The sequence below is a fragment of the Pseudomonas sp. FA117 genome, assembly GCF_057370475.1.
The window spans coordinates 3142865-3162694 of sequence record NZ_CM170675.1 but is presented as its reverse complement, the minus strand read 5'-3'; the positions used below and the strand labels follow the sequence as shown (position 1 = coordinate 3162694).

Here is a 19830-nt window from a genome sequence, read left to right as displayed (position 1 = left end):
TTTAAGTAATGCTTTCGTGAACGCCGGAACTCCCTTTACCTACCACTGGTAGCCTACACCGACGCCAATCCCAGCATCCCCTTGCGTGTTGGTGGTGGCTTGCAGCTTTGACACCCAGCGACCGTTGTCTGAAATTCTCGAAACGCCAAACGACAGAGCCGATTGCCCGCGATAATTGGCTGCTGCGAGTGATGTCATGCTTGCGCCCGGCGCGTACGGCTGCGGGAGGCTCGCCATCGCCATGGCACCGGCAATCCCCGCACTTAAGGTATCGTCCTGTTTCTTCATATCCCGCTTGATCTCGGAGTAGCGCTGATCGGTATACGCGTTGGCGTTGTTGGTGATATTCGACACACTCTTGTTGAGTTGGTCGAAGTTCACCGCATCGGTCCCTTGAGTGGCAGCCGCCACGTTGGTTATCTGCCGCTCGCTGCCGGCCGTACCTAAAGAGATACTATTGTCACGATCAGCCACCGAATTTGCCCCTAAAGCCGTGCTGTTTTTGCCAGCGGCGTTGGCGCGGCTACCCAATGCGACCGAATTTTCTCCGGTAGCTTTGGCACCGGTTCCCACCGCTGCACTGTTGTTGCCAGAGGCCAACGAACCCGCACCGCCAGCCAACGCGTTGGTGCCGGTAGCGGACGGTTTTGCAGCGGCAGCGGTGTTGTTAACTTGAAACATGCCGTCGGTACCGTTCTGTACCTTGGAGACGTTGCTCTCCACTTGGGTAACACGGTTGTCCACGTTGGCGATGCTGTTGCCAATGTTATTGATGGAGTTGTTGACGTTCTGCAGCGAGTTATCCGTATATTGTTTGGACTCGGCCACAGCCCCGTCGAGTTGGCGCACGTTGACCGCGTCGGTAGGTGCTCGGCCATCAGCGACATTGCTGACAGTACGGGTTTCTCCGGTGGCTGCATTCCCCACCGAAATGGTGCCCACGCTGGCATTGCTGGCGTTCGAGTATTTCCCGGTGTAGTTCTCTTCGCCGCGGCCGTTATCGCTGGAGCCTTGGCCGATAGCCACACTGCCGTCGGCACTGGCGCTCGCACCATTGCCCAAAGCCACCGATCCGACACCGTATGCTAGCGCACCGTTCCCGGAAGCAACAGATGCATTTCCGGATGCCTGTGAGGCGTTACCCAGCGCGACTGAACCAACACCTGTGGCCCTGGAGCTGCCGCCGATGGCTACAGAGTCTGCGCCGCTGGCTACCGAATCTGCCTGTACGGAGCTGGTGTGGAAGTATTTAACGCCGCCGCCGTTGGTGATGCTGCTGATGTTGCCCTCAATGGTTGTCACACGTCCGCCGAGGTTCACTACATCCGCGGTGTTTTGAGCAACTTGATCACCAACAGCCGTCAGTTGCGCGACGTTCACTGCATCGTTGGGAGAAGAACCCGCCGCCACGCCGGTTATCTTGCGATTACCGAGGGTGGTACCAATCCCGAGTTCGCCGACCGACGCCTGCGGCGCGGTTAGGCCATAGGCAGTGTAAGAGTCCTGTGCACCGACAGTGGTAACAGAGCTAGATCCAAGCGCAACGCTCGATGCGTGATTGGCCACGGCACCAGCACCGAGGGCGATCGACTGTTCCCCCTGAGCCTCGGCTTCGGATCCAATAGCGATGCCGGAGGCCAACTGCACCTGCGTGTTACGACCGATAGCAATACCGCCAGCCGCGGCTTGGCCGACTGTGGCCTGGTTGCCGATGCCGATGCCATTGTCGCCGTTGACTACGGTTGCCGGCCCTACGGCGATCGCTTCCCGCCCCGCTGCAAGCGAGTCTTGCGGGTTAGACGAGTTGGCGTGGAAGTAAAGAGTACCAGTACTGCTTAGAGATCCAAGGGCACCGGTGAGTTGCCGCAAGGTCACAGCATCGTGGGCTTCCGTCGCGTCTGCTACGTTGGTAATTTGCCGGTATTCACCGTTTTTACCCACCGACACGGCACCCAACAGCGTTGCGTCGGAAGTGTCGTAGCGAATCGTGCCGCTACCAACCGGAATTTGGCCACTGGCGGGGGCGATTGCCCGATCCGACACCGAGTCTTGGCCCAATGCTACACCGCCCAACACTTGTACGCTGCTCTGGTTACCCAGAGCGACGCTGCCATCGGTCGCGGCAGCCGCACCGGCCCCTACTGCCAGGGATTGGGCACCGCCCGCCACTGATTGCGGACCAATTGCGAGGCTATTGAGGCCGTTTGCGGCGCTGTCGGCCAAGGTGGAATTAGCGTGGAAGTACTTAATACCAGCACCGTTATTGACAATGTTGTTCACCGAGGTCCCCACAGCGTTTACCGCTGTGTTGGTGGCAAAGAGCTGGCTGCCGTTGACGGCGTCGGTACTGGTACCCGTCACTTGACCAGCCGCAACGTTGGTGATTTGCCTTTCGTTACCCGCTGAGCCAAGGCTGAGTACACCTATCGGCGCGCCACCAGCGTAGGTGAAGGTGGTGCCGTTGATGGTGCCGCCCGTGGTGGCGTTCGCTGCTGTAGTAATTGCGTTGCTGCCCAAGGCTACGGAGTTGGCGGTGCTTGCTGTTGCACCATTACCCAGTGCCATAGCGTTGGTGGCTGTTGCAGTGGCGGCCGGGCCGACGGCAACACTGTCAGTACCACTGGCGGTGCTGTCGACCAAAGTCGAGTTAGCGTGGAAGTACTTAATACCAGCACCGTTATTGACAATGTTGTTCACCGAGGTCCCCACAGCGTTTACCGCTGTGTTGGTGGCGAACAGCTGGCTGCCGTTGACGGCGTCGGTACTGGTACCCGTCACTTGACCAGCCGCAACGTTGGTGATTTGCCTTTCGTTACCCGCTGAGCCAAGGCTGAGCACACCTATCGGCGCGCCACCAGCGTAGGTGAAGGTGGTGCCGTTGATGGTGCCGCCTGTGGTGGCGTTCGCTGCAGTAGTAATTGCGTTGCTGCCCAAGGCTACGGAGTTGGCGGTGCTTGCTGTTGCACCATTACCCAGTGCCATAGCGTTGGTGGCTGTTGCAGTGGCGGCCGGGCCGACGGCAACACTGTCAGTACCACTGGCGGTGCTGTCGACCAAAGTCGAGTTAGCGTGGAAGTACTTAATACCAGCACCGTTATTGACAATGTTGTTCACCGAGGTCCCCACAGCGTTTACCGCTGTGTTGGTGGCAAACAGCTGGCTGCCGTTGACGGCGTCGGTACTGGTACCCGTCACTTGACCAGCCGCAACGTTGATGATTTGCCGCTCCGCTCCAGCCGCGCCCACACTAAACACACTTACAGGGACACTACCAGCGAAGTTGTAGGATACACCGTTGATAGTTGTGTTAGCCGTGGGCGTAAATGCCGAAGCGGATGAATTATTACCGACCACTACGGCGCCAGACAGGCCTGCCGCGATAGTTATATTATTGCCGAGTGCAAATGCATTGTTGGCATTAATTGTATTGTTATTTCCCAACGAATAAGAGCCAGCTCCCGTAATTGTGGTTGGGTCACCGATAGCGCCCGAGTTGGCTCCGCTTACGGAGTTACCATTGCCGATACTAATTGCATTTATAGCTGAAGCTGTACTGCTGTTGCCAATTGCAATGGCATTTGCTTGGCTGGCTGACGCACCATTTCCTAACGCGGTACTGCCCACACCTGTTGCCGATGTGTTGTTTCCCAAAGCTGTGGCGTTATTCTGAGTTGCATTGGCTCGCGCGCCAAGCGCAATCGCAGAGATTCCAGTAGCATTACTCTGAGCACCAATAGCTACCGAGTCTGCACCGCTTGACTGAGCGCCTTTAACTGAGTTGCTTCCAATGGCAACAGAACCTTGCCCCGAGGCGGTCGTGGAGTTGGCTATGGACAGCGCAGTAGTACCGTCCCCCCCCGCAGATCCAATTGCAACCGAATTCAAAGCTGTAGCATTGCTACCAAAACCCAGGGCCGTGGCCCCAACCCCAGAGACTGTTTCTAGTCCAATTGAGCTGCCCCATTTACCCGCTAGACTGTTAAAACCTAAAGCTAGACCTCCAGCCCCTGTAACTGTAGCCAAAGCACCATAAACGGTAGCGGCAGTGCTATTTCCATTAGAGTTGCAGCCTGAAACCAAAGAATAGGTTCCATTATTATCAACGGGGCCGGCCGTAGTAGGCCCAGTAGTAACGCGCCCAACTACGAGGTTTCCCGGAGTACTTACGCAAGACCCACTTGGAACAATAACATTAGCCAAAACGCTTGGACTATCAATCAATACTGCTGCAGTAACTCCCGAGATAAGCAGCGAAATATTTTTAGCTGTGCGTAGTTTTTTTCTGGCAGATTTCGCCAGTTCAGACACTACAATCCACTGCTGACGACTCGCACACCAAGTAACACAATGAACTTTATTCAATTTAGCCAGTCCATGATGAGTGAGATGAGATCAAATCTTAGGGCCTGGACAGGCACATTTTAAACGTCTTGAAATTCTTTTAACTAATTTTGATGCGCCTCACAAATTCAATAAACTATCGTTGACTAACAAATATTTTCCATCTATGGATTCTCCGATCAAGTCAGCACAGGCTGACCTGACCTGTGTTGGAATAGCCCTCCCTTCAGCCACCCCAACAAGCCTTGCCCATGAGTCAGATGAGCTTTTCCAATTTCGAGTACGCCGGTAAGCGCAAGCAAACCCGTCGCGAGCGTTTCCTGGCCGAGATGGAGCAGGTAGTGCCGTGGAGCGGGTTGGTGGCATTGATCGAGCCGCATTACCCAAAGGTCGGCGGTGGCCGCAAGCCTTACCCACTGGAAACCATGCTGCGTGTTCACCTGCTGCAGAACTGGTTCTCGTTGAGCGATCCAGCCATGGAAGAGGCGCTGTACGAGATCACTTCGATGGGCCAGTTTGCTCGCCTGACGCTCAGCGCTCCGATCCCCGAAGACACGACGATCATGAATTTCCGGCACCTGCTGGAGAAGCACCAGTTGGCGGCGGGCATTCTGGAAACCATCAACAATTACCTGCGAGGCCAGGGCCTGTCGTTGCGACGCTAGGGTACCATTGTCGACGCCACCATCATCCACGCACCTAGTTCGACCAAGAACAAGGAAGGCAAGCGCGATCCTGAAATGCATCAAACGAAGAAGGGGAACCAGTACTTCTTCGGCATGAAGGCGCAAATCGGTGCCGATGCTGAGTCGGGCCTGGTGCATCACGTCCATGGCACCGCCGCGAACGTGGCCGACGTAACGGAAGTTGCCCATCTGCTGCATGGCGCAGAGCACGTAGTCTGTGCCGACGCGGGTTACACCGGCGTTGAGAAAAGGCCAGAGCATGAAGGACGGCCAGTGATCTGGAAGATTGCGGCTCGTCGTAGCACCTACAAGCACTTGAGCAAACGCAGCGTGCTCTACAAAGCCAAGCGCAAGATCGAAAAGGCCAAGGCGCAGGTGCGTGCGAAGGTGGAGTACCCGTTCCGGGTGATCAAACGCCAGTTCGGCTATGTCAAGACTCGTTTTCGGGGCTTGGCCAAGAACACGGCGCAACTGACCACGTTGTTTGCCCTATCGAATCTGTGGATGGTGCGCCGGCAATTACTGCCTGCTGCGGGATAGGTGCGCCCGTGAGGGCAGTAAACCAAGGCTGTGCGTTGGTTATCCAATAGTCAGCGACTGAAAATCGGGTTTTTCGGCATCCCCAAGCCGTCCATTTCCGGCTGATGGGCAACTTGTTCGGAGGGTCCTTAGAGGGTGTAGACAAAATAAATTAAACTGTCCGTCCCCTTGCCTGGACAGCCTTGAAGTCATGCCTCGAACCGGACGCCCGCCCGTAATCGCAGCGGAACATTACCCTCTGCTGACCAGACTCGCTCATGCCCAGCCCTATTCCAGCCAGGCCGAATTGGCGCAGGCGTTCCAGGCTGAAACGGGTATCATCGCTCATCCCGACACCTTTGCAAAAACGTTGAAACTGGCCGGGATCATTCGTGTAAAGGCGCGAGCCAAAGGTAGCTTCAAACCTCCCGAGTCTCGTAAATCTTACGGCTACACCGAGGCGCACCGGCGTCAGTTGCCGGAGCAACGCTACCCCAGTTGCCTGACAGACGCAGAATGGACACTGGTCGCTGATTTGTTTGAAGTCTCGGGAGGTCGTGGCGTGCCACCTCGCCACTCCCGGCGCACGCTTTTAGAGGCTTGCTGCTATGTTGTGCGCACGGGATGCTCATGGCGAATGCTGTCCCGTGAGTTTCCGCATTGGGACAATGTCTATAAGACCTTTCGACGCTGGAGCGCTCAGGGCAAGTTTGAGCAAATGCACGACCGGCTTCGGGCCCAATGGCGAGAGCGGGTGGATCGAGATGAAAAGCCGTCAGCCGCTGTTCTCGATTCCCAATCAACGCGTAGCTCTCCCCAAGGGGGTGAAAGTGGGTACGACGCCGGCAAAAAGGTAAAAGGGCGTAAGAGAAGCCTGGTCGTTGATACCCTGGGCCTGCTTTTGGCCGTGAGCATCAGTGCCGCCAGCGTGCAGGATCGAGATGCGGCGGACGACGCGGTGACGGCCTCGATGGGCAAGTACCCATCAGTAAATACGCTGTTCGTCGACAGTGCCTACGCCGGAAAGTGGGCTCAGCGCATGCAGCACATTCATGCGGTCCAGATTCAGGTCATACGAGGACCGAACAACCGTCGTACCGGGAAATGGCATTCAGAACAAGGCGAGCTGTTCACCGCAGCGCCGTCTCCAAGCGGTTTTGTGGTGATGCCCAAACGCTGGGTAGTGGAGCGGACTCACGCCTGGAATGAGCGCGCGAGGCGGTTGATCATGCACCATGATCGCTTGCTCGATGTAAGTGCGGCATGGGTATGGCTGGCTGAGGCTCGTATGTTGGCTCGTCGACTCACCACTTGATTTTGTCTACACCCTCTTAGAGGGGCGCCCAGGCTAGGCAGTATGGCAGCCGAGTTTCGTCAGCAGTTGTGACGTTACCGTGTCAGGCAGATCATGAGCCGCAGAGCTAATTGCCTGGACAATGCGCCCATGGAACGTTGTTCGCAGCCTGCAAACGGGGTGGGTGCCGAGTGTGGGCTGGCCAACAACCACGAAGACCGCCGCGAGGCGCTCGGCAAGGTCCAGGGCATGCTGTTCTTCCTCTGGTGTTTCGAGTGGATCGACCGCGACACCTTCGCGCGCTGCAGGTGGAAATCCTGCAGGCGGATAGTGATGGGACGTGCCGCTGCGAAACCAAGCGCGCCTGAACTCAAACCACCGCCGAGTAGGAGAAAAGGCAATGACCCTAACAGACTTGTTCCGAGATTTTGCTACGATCACCACTTTGGTTTATACCTACATTGCCTTTGGCCTCGCGCTAAATCCACGCTTATGGCATTGGGGAGCTTGGCTGATTCTCGGCTTCTCATGCGTGGTGCTGAGTTCTTTGTACCGGACGAAGAAAAAAGCAAAGTCTCGTTTGCGGACGAGCGATAACTAGGAAAAAAGCTATGCCAATGATTGATACTGATGACCTCAACCCCCTCAGTGATGCCGCTCAGAAGGCTTTTCAAGATTGGATCGAGGCAGGGCAAGCCCAGGCGCGTGAACGTGGCGACGTTGTTAGGGAAGAGCGCTGCGTGCTGCTCACATAAACGAAAAGATTTACAACCAGGCCGCACGAAATTTGGCGACACATGTGAATGCTGTTCTGGCCAAGCACCAGCTTGGATAGGCGACAGCCAGGTTCGGAGGTCGTATGTCCCAGAGCGATTGGCTGAGCCAACTTCTGAAAGTGATTACCGTCACCGGCCAGTTGGAGGTGCGTTGTTCCTTTGGTGCGCCGTGGCGTGTCAGTTGGGATAGATCCGCGGCGCACGAGATTCCCTATCACGTCGTGCTCAAGGGACGAGCGATTGTCGAGGACCTGGAGAAGGGAACCTGCAAAGAGCTCGTGGGTGGGGATCTCGTGCTTCTTCCCCATGGCGCGGCACACGTGCTGCATGATGGCAGTGGCGATGAAACCGCGACGGCCTCCATCCGGCATAGCGCCGCTGGATGGATGGTGAGTGAGAATCGAGGCCAGGGAGAACGCCTGGACATGTTGTGCGGTCATTTTTTCATCGCGCCACCTCATCACCGATTGATTCGAGATTACCTGCCGGTAGACTTGGTCGTTCGTGCCTTGGACGGGCCGTGTGCAGGCAACGGCCTTTCGGCGTCGAATCATCTGGCTGGGTTACTGACCCTGATGCGCATGGAAACCATCGAGGACAAGCCTGGCGCAGGAGCCATTCTCGACGCACTGACTTCTGCATTGTTTGCCTTGGCGCTTCGCGCTGGCAGTGAAGCTGAACACGCTCCGGTGGGCTTGTTGGCGCTTGCTGGACACCCTCGACTGGCCCCGGCTATTTCCGCCATGTTCTCCAACCCAGCGCACTCCTGGAGCCTGCCTGAGCTGGCAGGGCTGTGCAGCATGTCCCGCGCCACTTTCATGCGGCATTTCCAAGGCAAATTGGGACGGTCGGCCAACGAACTGTTGCTCGATATCCGCATGAGCCTGGCAGCAAATGAGCTGAAAAAACCTGCAGCGACGGCCGAGGCCGTAGCCGATTCGGTCGGCTATCGATCAGTGGCTGCGTTCCGGCGTGCATTCACGGACAGGCTGGGGATGACACCTGGACAATGGCGTCGGCAGGCATTCGATGAAAGCAGAGCTTCAACATCTCGGTAGCCGAAGTGTGGCGGGGGTTGCCCCGTTCGCGCCACTTCAGCACTAGCCGCAATAGGGGCTGGCGGAATCTTGATTGATCCTTTTGAGCATTTTCTTGAGCGAGTGCAGTCTCGAAAGGTATGTCGCGCAGGCCTAGAGTGGCGTCTCCCAATCGATGTACCTCTACGGAGACATACCATGACCAGAACCACCGTCCTCAAGCCCGAACACGTGCCGGCCGCATCCCAAGCCACGCTCGACACGTTCAGCAAGGGGCTGGGCTTCACCCCGAACATGATGGCGAGCTTTGCGCAAAGCCCGATTGCGTTTAACGCCTGGGCAACCTTGCTGGGCGCCTTGAGCAAGGCACTTGATGTGAAGACCCGTGACAGCATCGGCCTGACCGTGTCGGAGGTGAATGGCTGCAATTATTGCCTGGGTGTTCACAGCTTCACGGCCGAGCATCTGGCAAAGATGCCGGTCGATGAAATCATCCTGGCGCGCCAGGGCCATGCCAGCGATCCCAAGCGGGATGCCGCGGTTCAGTTCGCACGCAAAGTCATCGAGACCCGTGGCCAGGTCAACGATGGCGACCTGCAGATGGTTCGCGAGGCCGGTTATACGGATGCAAACATCATGGAAATCGTAGCGCTGGTGGCGATGTACTCGCTTACGAACTTCTTCAACAACGTATTCGATCCGGAAAAGGATTTCCCAGCCGTCACGCTGGCAGGCTCGATCTGAACGCAACGGCCGCGCCTCTGGTGACGCGGCCGTTCTCCATAGACGGGGGAGGTTATTCGCTTCTTGCGATTGTCCTGGACGCCTGGCGTTGGAACCCTGTTTTTGCCTGCTCGCTTGAATCTTCATCGACGAGGACCACCATGACCAACACTGTTATCGAAAACATCCTGAGCCGCAGTGCCGCCAAATACTACGACCCCGCCGCTACGCTGAGCGACGATCAGATCCGTGACCTGGTGCGTATCGGTACGTGTGCGCCAACCTCCTTCCATCTGCAGAACTGGCGCTTTATTGCCGTACGCACACCCGAGGCCAAGGCCCGCTTGCGCGCGATCGCATGGGATCAGCCCGCGGTCACCCAAGCTGCGGTTACCTTCGTTGTCATCGGTCAGTTGGCAGATGCCAGCACCATTCCTGATCGTCTGGCGCCGGTGGTAGAGGCGGGCATCATGCCGGCGCATCTTGTACCCGAATGGGAAGCGCCCGCGCGTAGCCTGTATGACGATCAACCCCAACGCCAGCGCGACGAGGCGGTACGTACCGCGACGTTCGGCAGTGCAGCGATGATCTATGCGGCCCGCTCACTGGGTTGGGGTTCGACGCCGATGATCGGTTTCGATGCCGAGGCTGTTCACCGCCAATTCGGCCTGGCGGGCAATGAGATTCCGGTGATGCTGCTGAGCGTTGGACCGGAACGCGCCGGCAATTGGCCGCAGAAGCCGCGTATGCCAGTCATCGAGGTATTGAGCTTCGCTTGATCCTCGATTCAATCGATTGCCAGGGCATCAAGGATGCCCGATCTTTTAAAGCCCCCGGCCGCCTCGCGCTGCCCGGGGCTTTGCCGTTACCCCGCGTCGCAGCTAGGCGCTCCATCGATCAAGCGCAGCAGGCCCAGGGGGTTCGCATTGTTCAGCGCGTCCAGCAGCAGCGCGTCCGGATAGTTCTGGTAGCAGACTGGGCGAAGGAAACGGTCGATCGCGAGTATGCCAACCGATGTTCCTCGGGCGTCAGAAGTCGCCGGATACGTCCCTTCGTGTACCATCGCGTCGTAGATCTCCACGCCAGTAGGATACCCGTTGAGCAGGAGGCGTCCGGCCTTTTGTTCCAGCAGCGGAACTAGGTTCGCGAACAAATCCAGGTCCTGAGCCTCGGCGATGAGCGTTGCGGTGAGTTGGCCGTGGGGCCCTTGCAATGCTCGCTCGAGCTCGATGGCGTCGGCCACTTCGACAACAACGAACACGGGCCCGAAAACCGCTTCTTGCAGCAGCGTGTCTCCCCCCGATCAACAACTCAGAATCTGCCTAGAACAGTTGCGGATGAGTATGTCGACCCCTTCCTCAGGAGCCCCTGCTAGATGATGGATCTCAGGGTGAGCATGCAGCGCTGCGATACCGCGCTCGTACCTGCGTAGGCTCCCGGCGTTGAGCATGGTCTGAGCGGCCTCGAGCCGCGAAGCGAGCGGAGGGTTGCTCTAGGAAGTTATCGAACGCGGCCGAGCGGGCGCCAAGTACCAGGCTTGGGTTGGTACAGAACTGGCCGCAGCCCAACATCACCAAGGCTGCCAGCTCGGTAGCTATGTGCTCGCCGCGTTTTTCCAGTGCAGTGGTCAGCACCACGACCGTATCAATGCTACTCACCGGCAAGATCGGGATCGGGCGAGGTCGCGAAGCGGCCAGGTCGCACAGCGCGCGTCCATATTTCATAGGGCCCGTGATGCTGATGGCCTGAATGGCCGGGTGCTTTACCAACCGCTTGCCGACACCCGCCCCGTAGATAACGTTGAAGACGCCTGCCGGCATGGCAGTATCGACAGCTGCACGGGTGATCTCGCAGGCAAAGACCTTTGCGGTGGCCTTAGCGCTTGATCCAAAGTGCCGGCCTCGGACGCCGGCGCTCGTTTCTGGTGTTAGTTCCAAAGGCTACAGCCGCAGCGGTGGCGCGGCACAGATAGGGTTCACCGATGAAATGTTGGATAGCAACATGCAGTAAGTACGGGAGCAAAGTTCATCTGGGGAGCGCCCTGATTCCTCGAAACCGGATCGAATCGAACGAGCGATCCGAGGCCAATTTGGCGCGCCAGGCCTGCCTCGCCATTCTGGAGCACGAGGCCATCGTTAAAGCCTTACTCACCCAGGAACCGGATGAAGATGATTCGCGACCGAGGGGTAGGACAGGAGCAAAAAGGGCCTTCTGCTGCGCAGGAGACCCTTGTCAAAAAACGAGATTTTATTTCTGCTCAAGTGCAGTCATCGATGTGCCAGCAATGAAAATCGAAGCGGCGAGCAGACCCAAGTCTTTCAGCAAGAACTGGCCTGGCACCACGGAAATCGCAGGGAAACCGAGGCTCGGTTCGAACACGCCTGGGGTGGTCAGCATGAATGAAAGCGTCGTGATGAACAGGCCTGCGGAGAGCAACCCGCCCAAGGCCGAGAACTTTGCAGAAAACACCCGGCCGGCAATGAGCAGGCCAATGGATACCTCCAGAACCCCCAGAAAGTTGGAGAAACCTTGGACGCTCATGAGGTTGTACACCCAGTACAGCAACGGGCTGTTGCTGACAAAGCCATGAATCCCATTTGCCTCGTAGCCTGTAAACTTCATGCCTCCAAACCAGAAGTAAATGATGGCCATGGCCACGTAGATACCTACAACGCCGGTGCGGGTGACATGCTGGCCCAGCCCTCTGTTCAGAATGCGGGTGGCGATGGAACGGTCAGTAGAGGTTTTCATGAGCGATCTCCAAGAAAGTGTGTTGCAAGGGCCTGCTTATCAGGGGGCGTACGGCCCACTTCCTTTCGAAGCAAGCAACGCCGTTTGAGTACAGGGTCATGATGCACCGGAGCGTCGTTATTTCGGGCGCAGATAGTCTAGAATTTGCTGCAGATCGTCCAGACCAGAGGTGCGCGAATCTATGGATCGTTTATCCAAGCTACTGGCGCTATACAGTGTGCGTGCCGAGCTGTACTACAGCGGAGGGTTTTGTGGCACCAGGCGATACACCGGCGCAGACCGCAAGGGGCATATGCATCTACTGCAGGGTGGGATAGTGGAATTATCGGTCGGGGGGCGCTCGAATGTACGGCTGACCGAACCGAGCCTGATTTTCATTCCTCGTCCCAACTGGCACCAGATATCCAGCACGCTGGCGGGTGAAGCCCGTTTGCAATGCGCATCCCTGGAGTTTGCAGGCGGTGTGGATAACCCGCTGACGGCAGCACTGCCCGACATGCTGGTTTTGCCACTGGCCGAGCTTCCTATGCTCTGGGACACGGTCAAATGGTTGTTCGCCGAGGCCGACGGCGATCACTGCGGTCGTCGCGCTACGCTGGATCGACTCTTCGAGCTGACCGTCATCCAGCTGTTGCGGCATCTGCTCGACCACCATCAGCTCGAGTCCGGAATGATGGCCGGCCTTGCTGATGCTCGCCTGTCTCGCTCATTGGTCAAGATTCATGAGACGCCTGAACATCCCTGGTCGATATCGGAATTGGCCGGCGAATCGAACATGTCGCGCGCGAGCTATGCTGCGCGCTTCAAGGCTGTAATCGGGCAGACGCCTGCCGATTATCTGCTGAGCTGGCGAATCAGCTTGGCCCAGAAACTGTTGCGGGAAGGAACCGCCATGGCGCTGGTCTCCGACCAGGTGGGGTATGAAAGCCCCTCTGCTCTGGCTCGCGCCTTCCGGCGCAAGACGGGGCTCAACCCTCGTGATTGGGTGAAGTCGATCGATGCAGCTGACGCGCACCCTGTTCGATAGTCGGCAGCGCGTATCAAAAGAATGGACGACAAAAAGCTCAATCCCCAGCACGATCAGGAACAGCAAGGTCAGAGAGCTGTGTGCGAAAGCGGTTCACTGACTAAGGAAAACAGCGCATACCCGTATATCAGCGCTTCTACGTCAAGACGAACGCGCCGCGATAGGTAGAGCAGCTGCTCGTGGATACACTAGGTGGCGACGGGCGCGGTCAGCAAGGTCGCATACCAGTACGACGCGATCATCAGCGCAGCAGCGTGACCAAGGGTGTTCGAAATCAGGCATCAAAGGGTAGCCCATGTTGTCAGATGAACCTTCCATCTCACAGGTTTCAATCACGAATGGTACGAAGTGTTCCATGGCCGCTCCTGTTGGCGATCCTGTCCATTCCTTCGCAGCTCTATGCTGGATGTTCGGCCAGTGGGTACAAGCGTAAGCAGCAGAGACTGCGCGCAGCAAGGGCCTTCGCCCATCGCTGCTAGCTGAGTCCGACGGCTGTCCACTAGTGTGGTGTTTCAGAAGTACCACTGAAAATCATTTGCCCAGCGCTCGCGCTGCACGAGCGACTGAGGCAAGGATGTCCTCGGCCTTCTTGTGCCACCGAAATGGTTTCGGGTTTTCGTTGTAGGTTTCCAGGTAGTGCTCGATCGACGCCTCCAGATACTTAACGCTGACATGTGCCTGCCGCTTGATCCACTTCTCGCTCAACGTTGAGAAAAACCGCTCAACCAGATTCAGCCAGGATGCCGAGGTAGGCGTGAAGTGGATGTTGTATCGCGGTCGCGCCGCAAACCACGCCCTGACCTTGTCGGTCTTGTGAGTCGCATAGTTGTCCATGATCAGAAGAACCGGCATATCGGCAGGCACTGACACATCGATCTCTCTCAGAAAAGCGAGAAACTCCGTGCTGCGGTGTTGGCGTTTGAGCCGGCCGATCACCTCACCGTGTAGTGGTCAACTCATCCCGGACACGGTTTTGAGTTTTTCTTCAGCTTTTGCCGGAGCCAGTCCATTGTTGAACTGATGAGGTCGAATCCAGTTGTAGTGGCTCATCAGGTATTGGCCAATGTCTCGTTGAGCTTGCTGCCCGGTCGGGTAACCCGTGGTCGGTATCCACTCTGATTTCAAGCTGCGAAATACTCGCTCCATCGGTGCATTGACGCTCCTATGTCAACCAGCGCTCCTCGACTCGCTCAAGTCGGCCAAAATCAGTGGATATAGGCCTCGGATGATGTAGCGCTTCAGACATCTTTGTATTTCCTTGCACGACATCCCTTCGGCCGTTCTGCGCGCCACATACGCCTTGGTTCTCGGGTCACTGCGCATTCTTACCATCGCGATAGTCCATAGCGCATTGTTGGCGGATCGATCCCCCCCACGATTCAAGCGATGACGCACCGTTTTACCAGATGATGCGGGGAGCGGGTTAACACCACAGAGCGCAGCAAGAGCGGACTCACTTTTCAGTCGCTCAGGGTTATCCCCTGCAACGGAGATTAAAGTGGCCGCTGTCTGAGGGCCAACACCGAATTGACTACGAAGGCGATGTGCATACTGCTGCGTTAGCGAGTCCAGCGTGTCATCTAGCTCCTGCAACTCTGCCGCAAGGGCCTGCCAGCGTTTAGCCAGAAGTCTAAGCGATGTAGTCAGGGCGCTCAGGAATGGGGCGTGCCCCAGTGAGCCAATGTGTGCACAGTTGTCGACGCAAATCGCAGGTTTGACGTCCCAGAGCCGCTCTCTGATTTCTTGAGGAGCACTGACCAGCAGTGATCTGATCTGGTTGATAGCTTGTGTTTTAGCTTTCACCGCACTTCGGCGGACGACAGAAATCTCCCTCATTGCCTCGGCAGCGCCTGAATGGGTTTTAGCGATGGCAGTGGCGCTCCCCGCCAGCACCGAACGAGCTGCGCTTTCCGCATCGGTAGGGTCTGACTTTCCCTCCAATCTGCGCTTGCATCGATCAGGGCGGTTCACTTCAAAAACAGCAATGCCGTGTTCGCGAAGTACAAGTGCAAGCCCAGCGCCGTACGTACCAGTGCCTTCGACGCCAGCCCGCTGGAGCCACCCGAATGACCTTGCCCAAGTCAGCAACTTAAGGTAGCCGCGAGTCTGTGTATCTACAGCAAGAGTACCTAACAGCTGCCCATTCACGTTGATCAGGGCGCCAACATGGACATCCAGATGCGTATCCACACCTAGGATGACCTCAGTGAGTTTTGCAGTGTTCATGCGTAATACCTCTGAGTTTACGCACTACCGACCTTGGACGCAGGACAGGACTCTCGCGGTGCAGCACAAAGCTCCTATTAAGTCACAGACGCCAAGCCTGGCAGTGCCAGGGAACGTCAGCGATCAATCGACAGGTCAACACCAAGGCATCTAGCTAGCCAATCCCAGCACGAGTCAGATTGAGCTGACGCTCTTGAGCATAGTGAACTGAGAATCCCAGCAGTTGCCTCGGCGACTCATGCTCTGGCGCATGCGATAACGCCACAGTCTCTGGCAAAACAGACGGCTGCCATATTGCGAACCCTGGTCGGAGTGGAACAATAGTCCTTGAGGCTTTCCGCGCTGTTCGTAAGCCACCTCCAGCGCTTTGACTACAAGTTCTGCATCCGGCTTTTCTGATAAGGCCCAACCCACCACTCTGCGTGCATAAAGATCCAGGACAACTGCCAGATAGTGCCATTTACCCTGTGCCCAGACGTAAGTGATGTCTCCACACCAGACCTGATTTGGCGCGTCGACATCAAACGCTCGGTTCAAGGTGTTCGGAATATCTGGCCGCTCCACTGTGGCCTTTTTGTACGCATGTGATCCTGGCTGCATGCCGATCAACGCCAGCTCACGCATCAGGCGGCGTACCTTGAACCGCCCGATTTGCTCACCCTCTTCTTGCATCATTGCCATGATGGTACGGCTGCCGGGCGCACTTCGATATCGCGTGAACAACTCACTCACTCGACTGCGCAACCGCAGTCGTTCAACGTCCGGAGTTCGCCTTCTGTGACAATGTGCGTAGTAACTTGAGCGAGTGACTTCGAACACTTCGCACAAGCAATCAACGGGCTCATGGTCGCTGAGCTGGCGAATCAGCGGGTACGCTCGAGATCTTCCGACATCAAGAGCGCGGTAGCCTTTTTTAGTATCGATTTCTCGCGTTCAAGTCGCGTGATCCGGGCTTCCAACTCTTGGATTTTTTGCTGCTCTGGCGTCAGCGCTTTGCTGGCCGGCGTGATGCCACCGCGCTCCTGTTGAAGCTGATTAACCCACCGACGCAGGGCCGATTCCACCAAGCCGAGCGAACGGGCCGCTTCGGCATGGCTGTAGCCTTGATCGAGCACCAGGCAGGCGGCTTCGCGCTTGAACTCAGGGGTAAAGGTACGACGTTGCTTGGTCATCAGACACCTCTCTGTGGCGAGCATTCTCGCCTAAATGGGTGTCCGGGGTTAGTAGACCACTACAGGTCCCCCATTTGGTCCCCCACTCGTAGCCAGGAAACAGGCGGAACTGGGCGGAAGCTAGAAGACTGCGGCAACATTCAAGTTACCCCAAATATGCTGTTCTAGAGCGGCCGGGCGTCGGGTTTTGGATGCCGGTGGTCGGGAGTGGAAACACACTTCGAATGACTACGCTTCCGCCACTAATTCTCATTAAAGCCCTGATAAGTCAGGGCTTTTTTGTGTCTGATCGGTTTTAGCCCATACCCCAGCCCATACTTTGGGCGTTGGCTCTGAATGGATTGCTTTGGATCTGGCCGATGAGTGGTCGGGGTGGGAGGACCACTTCTGCACCAAGGCATTGCGAGTGACAGTGCATCTCTGAGACAGCGTTGCGCAAGCGAGTGAGGTGCACCTTAAAGCCCCTGCATTCGTAAAGTCATGGCAGCTCGCCCCCAATGACGCTCGGGTGAACATACTGGCAGACTGCCAGATCTTCCGTATATGCTCCGACCACTGCATCACGCCTGATCCCACGTTCACGGAAATGGCACCGGCCTCAGCCAGGCTGCAATCGATGCGTAATTGCCGCCGAGGTGCTTGCCGGGGCGAGCGGCTCCTCTTGCCTAACAAGAAGGTTGCCCACATGGAGATCGCATGAGCTTTTTTTCGGACGAAGAAATACATTCACTCAGGATTACTCGGATGATCCTGCACGTGGTGGGCACTAAGAACTTCGAGGCACAGCCGGAGCGCGCCTTGGAGGAGGAAGCATTCTTTATCGGTAAAATTGTAGACATGGCTGCTGCGCCAGTGTTCATGTTTAAGGCTGTTTCTACGACCCGGAATGAAATTGAAGCCATTGCCACGGGGGCCACACCTTTCGTTGATGGCGCTCAGAGCATGGCTGCTAGCTTTAATCGGGCGCACGTCGGAGGCAGTGCCGATGGGGTATTGTTGATGTTCGAGCTTTCGGTCAAAGACCCTAACGTGAAGATCTACAGCCTGATCAAGTACGACTACAAGCTCGCTCTGGAGCAGAACGACGGTGCTCTAGGCAACACGCTGCGCCGGATTGTGAACGCTCTGGTAGACGAAAAAAAGGCTATCCAGAAGACCGCGCTCGTCCGTGTAATTGCTGGGGCTGCCGACAAAAATGTTTCGGCCACCGACCGCACGAAGCATGGCGTAGATCTGGCTGATTACTTCGCCGACTTCCTGTCGGTGACTAGGGACGTCTCGGACACGGAGCTCAGCGAACTTACTCGCAAAGTGCTTAAAGCTGCGCTCCAGGCCTGTATCGACCATCTGCCAGGCCAAGATGTGGCCAAAGCGTTGAAGAAAGCCCAAGCAAACCTCGGTACCCGCAAGCTGATTGATGAAGATGCGATTGTGGAGGCTGTAATGCTGGCTGCAGGTCATCCAAAAGATGAGAAAGTAGCCGGTCGCCTTGAGAAAGAAACCCGTACGCGTGTTAAAAAGAGCAAATTACATGAGCTCAGCTTTGAGCCTGATCGCAAGATCCTTCGGCAGCCGTACATGCGCAAGATCGTCACGACTGAGGGCGTCACCATTCTGTTTCCCGACCGAGCTGAAAACCCGAACGTCAAGGTGGTGGAGCTAAAAGGGGGCAAGAAGCAAATTATAGTGGATACAGATAGGGTCACGGAGGACAGCGTTGTCACACCAAAGCCTGGCCAGCCTACTTAACGACCTGTCACGTAAAGGTCAGGCGCTGATCACTGAGGGGAATACCACTCTCATTGTGTCTGACCTACCTGCTGATGCTGCTCGATCAATCGTTCAGGCCGCCTCCGCTGCTGCCTGGTCGACCACCATGTATGACAGCGCGGGTGGCGAAACCGAGGTCGAAGAGGGAGATGAGGCTTTCGGGCCGTTTCGCGCTGAGCTGGAGAAACCGCTTCCGCTGGAGCATGATCAGACTGCAGCCTTGTACGTGGCCACCGAGGCGGGCTTTAAAGCCTTCCTCAGCAACGGTCATTCCGCATCACGATGGTACGTTCTGGGCCTCCTGAAGCCCTTTAATTCACGGGCTCGCGCGTATAGCGACTGGGGTATAGCAGAGCCCTATGTTGAATCTCAAGCGACGAAATCGCCCCGGCTTTTGGTGAAGGAATCAGCTGACGTCCGCACCGTGCCTGAGGACGTTCGGCATTGGTTGCTCGCAGAGGGCCATGTGCTCGATGAAGCTGACCCATTGCACGCGGTCTGGGCAACCCAGGCCTCTGACGCCCTTAGCCGTTGTTTCGCGAACGAGATCGACGCGACTGGTAGCAAGCTCAGTTTCAAAGGGCCGCCCAAGCTCGATCTGACGCTTGCTGAAGCGGACGATGGCGCTGCGCAGATCACGCTGAATGATTTCAAGGCCGTACAGGATGCCGCCGTTTGGGTGTTCGATAACGCACGTGAAGCCGAGGTGAGGCACATCTTGCTGTCCGCTGAGATCGCTCGATCGGGTAGGGCGGACGGAGAGGCACTTCAGTACTTCAGAGACAACCTTGCTGCGGCTCTGGATTGCGCCAAGATCGCCTACCAGATGGCTGTCTCGGAGATCACCAAAGACACCCTCAAATCCCTGGGAGACCTTCGCAAGGCCGTCACGGAAGAAACCTCCAAAGCGACAGAGGCGACCCGCCAGGCGATTGCAGCGATCTCGACAGCGCTGACTGTGGGCTTGGGCTTGATCGTTGCGCGGCTCACGTTGCAGATCAACCCATACCTCATTTCACTCGTGATGGTGGTTGCATTCGGCTATACGACGTTGAGCGTGATGTCTGGCCGTAAATTCATCAACATTCAGCGACAGCTGCGCCAGGATTGGCAGTCGAAGCTGTATCGTTTCCTCTCGGAAGCGGAATTCAAGAAAATGGTGGGCGATCCTATTGAGCAGGCCGAGAGATTCTTTTACAGGGTCAGTTGCAAAGGTCTGACGATGCTCGGCGCTGCGGCGCTGGGGATCGCAGTCTTCGCCTTCGTTTACAACGCTCCATCTGCGGTAACACCGGCAGTCCTTACTCCAGCAACAGCTCCCACAAGCATGCAGCCACCAGCCAGCGAACTACCACCCCAACTGAAACCGGTGCCAGAACAGAGAACTCCAGCGAAGCCGCCAGAAAAAAAGAAGCCTCCCTCAGTGAGCTTTGACCGAGGAATCTTTGCCATGCGTATAGATGCGATAGTGCCGCGCAGTTTCGCGGGTACGTAGGGGGCAGCCTAGG

At 56.9% G+C, this 19830-nt stretch carries 10 protein-coding genes and 6 pseudogenes; 8 read left to right on the top strand and 8 right to left on the bottom strand.

Features of this window, described 5'->3' with window-relative positions; translation table 11 throughout:
• Positions 1–39: 39 nt before the first annotated feature.
• Both AC1TXO_RS14555 and AC1TXO_RS14550 read right to left on the bottom strand, forming a co-directional pair.
• Positions 40–3624, bottom strand: a complete 3585-nt coding sequence (locus AC1TXO_RS14555; RefSeq protein ID WP_486406845.1) for a YadA family autotransporter adhesin — start codon at positions 3622–3624, stop codon at positions 40–42.
• A 48-nt stretch (positions 3625–3672) separates the two neighbouring features.
• A pseudogene (locus tag AC1TXO_RS14550) lies at positions 3673–4308 on the bottom strand (hypothetical protein); the annotation flags it as partial.
• 284 nt (positions 4309–4592) lie between these two features.
• Here AC1TXO_RS14550 and AC1TXO_RS14545 point away from each other — a divergent pair.
• The 5 genes and pseudogenes from AC1TXO_RS14545 to AC1TXO_RS14525 all read left to right on the top strand — a co-directional run bounded on the left by AC1TXO_RS14545 (position 4593) and on the right by AC1TXO_RS14525 (position 10155).
• A pseudogene (locus AC1TXO_RS14545) lies at positions 4593–5567 on the top strand (IS5 family transposase).
• Between the two features lie 190 nt (positions 5568–5757).
• On the top strand, positions 5758–6861 hold the full coding sequence (locus AC1TXO_RS14540; RefSeq protein WP_486402403.1) for an IS5 family transposase: 1104 nt from the start codon (positions 5758–5760) through the stop codon (positions 6859–6861).
• A gap of 838 nt (positions 6862–7699) precedes the next feature.
• Positions 7700–8674, top strand: a complete 975-nt coding sequence (locus AC1TXO_RS14535) for an AraC family transcriptional regulator (RefSeq protein ID WP_486402402.1) — start codon at positions 7700–7702, stop codon at positions 8672–8674.
• Between the two features lie 177 nt (positions 8675–8851).
• Positions 8852–9397, top strand: a complete 546-nt coding sequence (locus tag AC1TXO_RS14530) for a carboxymuconolactone decarboxylase family protein (RefSeq protein WP_486402401.1) — start codon at positions 8852–8854, stop codon at positions 9395–9397.
• A 140-nt stretch (positions 9398–9537) separates the two neighbouring features.
• Positions 9538–10155 (top strand): nitroreductase family protein, encoded by a 618-nt coding sequence (locus tag AC1TXO_RS14525; protein ID WP_486402400.1) that lies wholly within the window; start codon positions 9538–9540, stop codon positions 10153–10155.
• 86 nt (positions 10156–10241) lie between these two features.
• On the opposite strand, the pseudogene AC1TXO_RS14520 reads toward AC1TXO_RS14525, so the two are convergent.
• A pseudogene (locus AC1TXO_RS14520) lies at positions 10242–11262 on the bottom strand (aldehyde dehydrogenase family protein); the annotation flags it as partial.
• A 361-nt stretch (positions 11263–11623) separates the two neighbouring features.
• Positions 11624–12127: a YkgB family protein gene (locus AC1TXO_RS14515; RefSeq protein WP_486402399.1), complete on the bottom strand. Its 504-nt coding sequence runs from the start codon at positions 12125–12127 to the stop codon at positions 11624–11626.
• Positions 12128–12308: 181 nt separating this feature from the next.
• Here AC1TXO_RS14515 and AC1TXO_RS14510 point away from each other — a divergent pair, with 181 nt between their 5' ends.
• Positions 12309–13154 (top strand): AraC family transcriptional regulator, encoded by an 846-nt coding sequence (locus AC1TXO_RS14510; protein ID WP_486402398.1) that lies wholly within the window; start codon positions 12309–12311, stop codon positions 13152–13154.
• A 531-nt stretch (positions 13155–13685) separates the two neighbouring features.
• On the opposite strand, the pseudogene AC1TXO_RS14505 reads toward AC1TXO_RS14510, so the two are convergent.
• The 4 genes and pseudogenes from AC1TXO_RS14505 to AC1TXO_RS14490 form a co-directional block, all read right to left on the bottom strand.
• Positions 13686–14096, bottom strand: a pseudogene (locus tag AC1TXO_RS14505) (transposase); the annotation flags it as partial.
• Between the two features lie 9 nt (positions 14097–14105).
• Positions 14106–14309, bottom strand: a pseudogene (locus AC1TXO_RS14500) (integrase core domain-containing protein); the annotation flags it as partial.
• Positions 14310–14321: 12 nt separating this feature from the next.
• The gene (locus tag AC1TXO_RS14495; protein ID WP_486402397.1) at positions 14322–15380 is read right to left on the bottom strand and encodes an IS110 family RNA-guided transposase; all 1059 of its coding nucleotides are present in this window, start codon (positions 15378–15380) and stop codon (positions 14322–14324) included.
• 210 nt (positions 15381–15590) lie between these two features.
• A pseudogene (locus tag AC1TXO_RS14490) lies at positions 15591–16552 on the bottom strand (IS3 family transposase); the annotation flags it as partial.
• Positions 16553–17296: 744 nt separating this feature from the next.
• Between AC1TXO_RS14490 and AC1TXO_RS14485 the strand changes: the two are divergent.
• Positions 17297–18301, top strand: a complete 1005-nt coding sequence (locus AC1TXO_RS14485) for a hypothetical protein (protein WP_486402396.1) — start codon at positions 17297–17299, stop codon at positions 18299–18301.
• Complete coding sequence (locus AC1TXO_RS14480) at positions 18270–19817, top strand: hypothetical protein (RefSeq protein ID WP_486402395.1); 1548 nt, start codon at positions 18270–18272, stop codon at positions 19815–19817. Before AC1TXO_RS14485 ends, AC1TXO_RS14480 begins: the two co-directional genes overlap by 32 nt.
• Positions 19818–19830: the final 13 nt, after the last annotated feature.

Excerpts from the sequence above, each read along its gene's own strand:
- AC1TXO_RS14540 (WP_486402403.1), top strand. The coding sequence starts at position 5,758 with ATGCCTCGAACCGGACGCCCGCCCGTAATCGCAGCGGAACATTACCCT.
- AC1TXO_RS14535 (WP_486402402.1), top strand. The coding sequence starts at position 7,700 with ATGTCCCAGAGCGATTGGCTGAGCCAACTTCTGAAAGTGATTACCGTC.
- AC1TXO_RS14530 (WP_486402401.1), top strand. The coding sequence starts at position 8,852 with ATGACCAGAACCACCGTCCTCAAGCCCGAACACGTGCCGGCCGCATCC.
- AC1TXO_RS14525 (WP_486402400.1), top strand. The coding sequence starts at position 9,538 with ATGACCAACACTGTTATCGAAAACATCCTGAGCCGCAGTGCCGCCAAA.
- AC1TXO_RS14515 (WP_486402399.1), bottom strand. The coding sequence starts at position 12,127 with ATGAAAACCTCTACTGACCGTTCCATCGCCACCCGCATTCTGAACAGA.
- AC1TXO_RS14510 (WP_486402398.1), top strand. The coding sequence starts at position 12,309 with ATGGATCGTTTATCCAAGCTACTGGCGCTATACAGTGTGCGTGCCGAG.
- AC1TXO_RS14495 (WP_486402397.1), bottom strand. The coding sequence starts at position 15,380 with ATGAACACTGCAAAACTCACTGAGGTCATCCTAGGTGTGGATACGCAT.
- AC1TXO_RS14485 (WP_486402396.1), top strand. The coding sequence starts at position 17,297 with ATGATCCTGCACGTGGTGGGCACTAAGAACTTCGAGGCACAGCCGGAG.